General features: G+C 68.0%; 5 protein-coding genes and 1 pseudogene. 3 read left to right on the top strand and 3 right to left on the bottom strand.

All coding sequences use genetic code 11. From position 1 onward, the window contains the following. The 3 genes and pseudogenes from ABIR74_RS04045 to ABIR74_RS04055 form a co-directional block, all read right to left on the bottom strand. Nucleotides 1–414: hypothetical protein (locus ABIR74_RS04045; protein WP_348175336.1), on the bottom strand; the 414-nt coding region annotated here is incomplete at its 3' end. Between the two features lie 37 nt (nucleotides 415–451). Next, nucleotides 452–739, bottom strand: a pseudogene (locus ABIR74_RS04050) (TlpA disulfide reductase family protein); the annotation flags it as partial. A gap of 15 nt (nucleotides 740–754) precedes the next feature. Beyond that, entirely contained in the window at nucleotides 755–934 is a 180-nt protein-coding gene (locus tag ABIR74_RS04055) for a hypothetical protein (protein ID WP_348175337.1), read from the bottom strand. A gap of 131 nt (nucleotides 935–1,065) precedes the next feature. Between ABIR74_RS04055 and ABIR74_RS04060 the strand changes: the two genes are divergently transcribed. The 3 genes from ABIR74_RS04060 to ABIR74_RS04070 form a co-directional block, all read left to right on the top strand. Beyond that, the gene (locus ABIR74_RS04060; protein ID WP_348175338.1) at nucleotides 1,066–2,151 is read left to right on the top strand and encodes an NlpC/P60 family protein; all 1,086 of its coding nucleotides are present in this window, start codon (nucleotides 1,066–1,068) and stop codon (nucleotides 2,149–2,151) included. A 186-nt stretch (nucleotides 2,152–2,337) separates the two neighbouring features. Then, nucleotides 2,338–3,543, top strand: coding sequence for a glycoside hydrolase family 3 N-terminal domain-containing protein (locus ABIR74_RS04065; protein ID WP_348175339.1), 1,206 nt, complete (start codon nucleotides 2,338–2,340; stop codon nucleotides 3,541–3,543). Nucleotides 3,544–3,599: 56 nt separating this feature from the next. Then, the coding region (locus ABIR74_RS04070; RefSeq protein ID WP_348175340.1) for a CoA-acylating methylmalonate-semialdehyde dehydrogenase at nucleotides 3,600–4,941 on the top strand (1,342 nt) is incomplete at its 3' end.

The following is a 4,941-nucleotide window of genomic DNA, read 5'->3' on the forward strand; positions in this document are numbered from 1 at the left end:
TCCGTCGTCTGCGAGGTGCTCTGCGAGACAGGCCGTGGCGTAACACTGCCAGGCCAGGTCGGCGTCGTGCCTGAGCCGCTCGAGCGCCGAGGTGACCTCCGAGAGGCCTGTCGCTGAGCGCGCGAGCGTTGCGAGCCCTGCTGAGAGTTGCGCTCGTCGATCCGGGCCGTCCAGGTCCTCGGCGAGCGCGGTCACGGCCCTGCCGTGAAGCTCGAGAGGTCGGCGAGGATCACCTCCGGCCGCAAGCAGTAGCTCGGAGCGCCTGAGCGCGGCAGCCACTTCGTGCTCGTCGAGCACGAGGCCGCGACCGGCGAGAAAGCAGAGGAGCACGAGTCGATCGTCACCGCCGGTGGCCTCAGCAGCGCGGAGTCCGCCAGCGAGCGCAATCAGGGCATCTTCGGGCGGTGGATTCACGCCTGCACGAGGATACGTGGCGATCAGCCGGCGCGCGCTACGGCGAGCTGAGCTTGCGCTTCAGGCTGTTCCAGCGCGCCGGTGTACCGCGTCCCTCGAAACCGCCGACGAAGCGGCCCTTCGCGTCGACCAGGATCACTGCCGGCTGGTAGTTCGCTCCGAAGCGGCGCGCCAGTGTTCTCTGGGGATCGGCGATCGACGGCCACGTCCAGCCGTATTTCTTGAGAAAGCGACGCGCGTCGGGATTCGTGTCGCCGACGTTGAGGCCGAGGAAGCGGTAGGCCGTGCCCTGCTGCTTGACCCAACGTGCGTAGGCAACTGCCTCGCTCTGACACGTGCTTCACCACGACGACCAGACGTTGACGAACACCGGCTTGCCGCGGAGTGCGGCGAGCGACGCCTTCCCGCCGGTGACCGTCGGGCCGGCGGCGGCCGGTGCGGGTTGGCGCGTCGCGGCGGCGGCCGTTGTGACGACGACAAGAGCGAGACAGACGAGAAGAAGAGGGAAGTGTCGCCGCATCGAGGACTACGGTACCGATTCGGTCTCCCGCTTCCCGGTCGTTCCGAATCTCGTAAGAACTTCGCAGACGGGACACACTCGTCGGGTGAGTACCCGCTCAAGACAGTCGGGGAATCGCCGATACAGGGGGAATGCGCCGCCTACTCGCGCTCGCAGCCACCATTCTCCTCTCGCTCGGCGCTGCCGGCACGTCCTCGGCGGCGCTGCCAGCCGTGCCGCCGTCCGTCGCGGTCGCCGGCCCGTCCGCACCGGGCGGCCGTTCGTGGGCCGACGCGCAGATCAGGGTCGTCACATCGGCGGGCCTCCTCGGTACGGATCCTTCGACCTTCCGGCCCACAGAAGCGCTCACTCGCGGTGAGCTCGCCGCGGCGCTCGCGGCGTGGGGAAAGCGTACGACGACACCCGCTGATCCGACTCGTCTCGTCACCATGCGCGAGCTCCACGCACAGCTCGTTGCTGCACTCGGGTTAACCGCAGCCGCGAAGCGAATACGAAGCGCGGCAGCCGATGCGGGACTGGCCCCGACAGGCATGCTCGGAACCGAGACCATCGCACGGCTGCTCGGCCTCCGACTCAATCATCCTCAGGGGCAGGACCAGCTGGAGCTGCAACCGAACCAGCCGGCGACACGGGCTGAGGCAGCGTATTCGCTCGCTCAGGCCCTGAAGCTGTCCGCCGAACAGATCGCGTCCCTCGACACGCTCAGCCAGACGTTCTCCGTATCCGAGCTCGGCGAATGGCAACGGACGGTGCTGACGCGGGCGCTCCGATTCGTCGGCTATCCGTACGTCTGGGCAGGCACGTCCGAGTCGACGCAGAAGCTCTGGAGCGCGACCGCACCCGGAGGCACCGAGACGCTGCCGGGTGGCTTCGACTGCTCGGGCTTCGTCTGGCGGGTCTACAAAACGAAGCCCTATCCCGGCGCTCCCCTCCTCGGCGACATGCTCAAGGGACGGACCACGTACTCGATGAGCGGCGAAGTGAAGAAGTCGGCGCGCATCGCGATCGAGAACCTCGAGCCTGGCGACGTGATCTTCTTCGGCAGCAAAGGCCCTCAGTCGTCCTCGGCCGAGGTCGGTCACTCCGGCATCTACGTCGGAAACGGCTGGTTCGTGCACTCTTCGAGCGCCGGAGTCACCTTGCGGCCGCTCTCGGACTGGTACACGAAGACCTTCGCCTGGGCGCGGCGGCCGCTGGCCGAGGCCGGATTGCTCTAGCCGCCTCCTCGACGATGCCCGGACTCGAGGCGCGCTCGGCCCGGGGCGCGGAGAGTCGCACGATCTCCGACTCTCTTCCGACGCACTTCCGGCACAGTGCGTGCACGTGCGCGCCGGTACCGTTCAATCAGGGAGCCTGCTCCCCTGGGGGCCCTTCCGCGTGGAGGGCTGGCAGAGGTTGGGGCCGTGAACGCAACAATGCTGCTGCACCGCCTGAAGTTGCTGCTGCACCGTCTGAAGTCGGTGCTGCGCCACCTGGAGGAACACCCGAGGTTACGCCGGGTCATTCTCGCTTCCGTTTTGCTCTCCCTCCCCGTCGTCCTCGGCGCGGCCGGAGAGGAGCAGGCGGCCGGTCGGGCGCAAGCGGCAGCCAACCGCGTTGCGGAGCGCGCGGCAGGGTCGGCTCAGGATCCCACCCTGCGCGAGTTGGTCGGCCAGAGGTTCGTCGTCGCAATGCAGGGAACCTCGCCGTCGCCCGCACTCCTCGCCCGGATTCAGCGCGGCGAGGTGGGAGGAATCATCCTCTTCGGCGGCAACATCGAGAGCCGCGCTCAGCTCGCTCGATCCGTCGCGGCGATGCAGCAGGCCGCGCGCACGTCGGGGCGCCCGCCGCTCCTGATCGCGACCGACCAGGAAGGCGGAAAGATCCGTCGTGTCCCTTGGGCGGGACCGGCGCTTGCGACGTCCGATCTCGGCCGCCTGAGCCCCGCCCACATCCAGCGGGAAGCGCGCGCGGCCGGCCTACGACTCCGTTCCGCAGGCATTAACGTCGACCTCGCTCCCGTCGCGGACGTCCCGGCCGCGGGATCGTTCATGGCGCTCGAACGTCGCACGTTCGCTTCGGATGCGAGGCGCGTTGCAGCTGCGGCCACGGCGTTCGCGCGCGGTCTCGAATCCGCCCGGGTGGCGCCTGCGCTGAAGCACTTCCCCGGGATTGGCCGAGCGACACGCAACACCGATCGCACCGCTGTCGTCCTTCCCGCCACCCTCGCGGAGCTCACACGCACCGATCTGCTCCCGGTTCGCAAAGCGATCGCGGCGGGAGCCCCGATCGTGATGATCTCGAACGCCACATACCCGGCGCTCGACGCGAAGCCCGCGCCGTGGTCGCCGCGGATCCAGGCGCTGCTGCGGAGCACGCTCGGCTTCGAGGGCGTCACGATCACCGACTCGCTCGACGGTGCGGCAGCGAGCAGGGGCCGCACGATCGAGAGCGTCTCCAGCCTCGCTGCTCAGGCCGGGATCGACCTCCTGCTTCTGACGGGCACCGAGGCGTCGAGTGGCGGTGCGTACGAGAGCGTCGTGCGCGCGGCCGAGCGCGGAAAGATCCCGGTTGCGGGCTTGCAGCGAAGCTACGCGCGGATCACGGCCCTCAAGGAGGCGGTCGGCTGAGAGCACGAGTGCGGCACGAACGAGATACCCTCCGTCCACATCTTCAGGAGGCAGACATGACTGAGCTCGCATCGGCGCCCGGAGAGCGCGCGCCGGAAATCACTGCAATGACACCTATTCACCACTGGGTTGGAGGTCGGAGCGTTGCAGGAACCTCGGGCCGCACGAGCCCTGTGTTCAACCCGGCGACGGGGCGGCAGAGCGGCTTCGTCGACCTCGCATCGGTCGACGAGGTCGGTCGAGCCGTCGCCATTGCACGGGAGACATTCGGATCGTGGCGCAGCGTCTCCCTTGCCAAGCGCGCGGAGCTGATGTTCAACATCCGTGAGCTCGTCCACACGCACAAGCAGGACATCGCAAAGCTCCTCGTCGCCGAGCACGGCAAAGTGCTCTCGGACGCGATGGGCGAGGTCACGCGCGGTCTCGAGGTGATCGAGTTCGCCTGCGGGATCCCGACGCTGCTCAAGGGCGAGTTCTCGGAGCAGGCCTCGACGGGTGTCGATGTGTACTCGATCCGCCAGCCGGTCGGCGTCGTCGCGGGCATCACGCCGTTCAACTTCCCCGCGATGGTTCCGATGTGGATGTGGGCGCCCGCGATCGCGTGCGGCAACACGTTCGTCCTGAAACCGTCGGAGAAGGATCCGTCCGCATCGGTGTTCACGGCCGAGCTGCTGAAGGAGGCAGGTCTCCCGGACGGCGTTTTCAACGTCGTTCACGGCGACAAGGTCGCGGTCGACGCGCTACTCGAGCATCCCGACATCGCGGCCCTGAGCTTCGTCGGATCGACCCCGATCGCTCGCTACATCTACGAAACCGGCACAAGGCACGGCAAGCGCGTGCAGGCTCTCGGCGGAGCGAAGAACCACATGATCGTGCTGCCCGACGCGGACATCGAGATGGCAGCCGACGCCGCCGTCAGCGCCGCGTACGGATCGGCCGGGGAACGATGCATGGCCGTGTCGGTCGTCGTCGCGGTCGGTGACGCAGGCGACGCGCTCGTAACTGCGATCAAGGAGCGGCTGCCGAAGATCACGGTTGGCGATGGCATGGACCCCGCCTCGGAGATGGGGCCCCTCGTCACCCAGGCGCATCGCGACAAGGTCGCTTCGTATCTCGATTCGGGTGCGCAGCAGGGTGCGAGCGTGCTCGCCGACGGACGCCAGACGGCCCCCGAAGGCGACGGCTTCTTCCTTGGCGTCTCGCTCCTCGACAACGTCACCACCGAGATGGACGCCTACCGCGACGAGATCTTCGGCCCGGTGCTCGGCGTCATGAGAGTCGACACCTACGACGAGGCGCTGAAGCTGATCAACGACAACCCGTACGGGAACGGAACGGCGATCTTCACGCGCGACGGCGGTGTCGCCCGGCAGTTCCAGTTCGACGTCGAGGCCGGCA

Origin of the sequence: Gaiella sp., assembly GCF_039915195.1 — a bacterium.
Classification (GTDB): domain Bacteria; phylum Actinomycetota; class Thermoleophilia; order Gaiellales; family Gaiellaceae; genus Gaiella.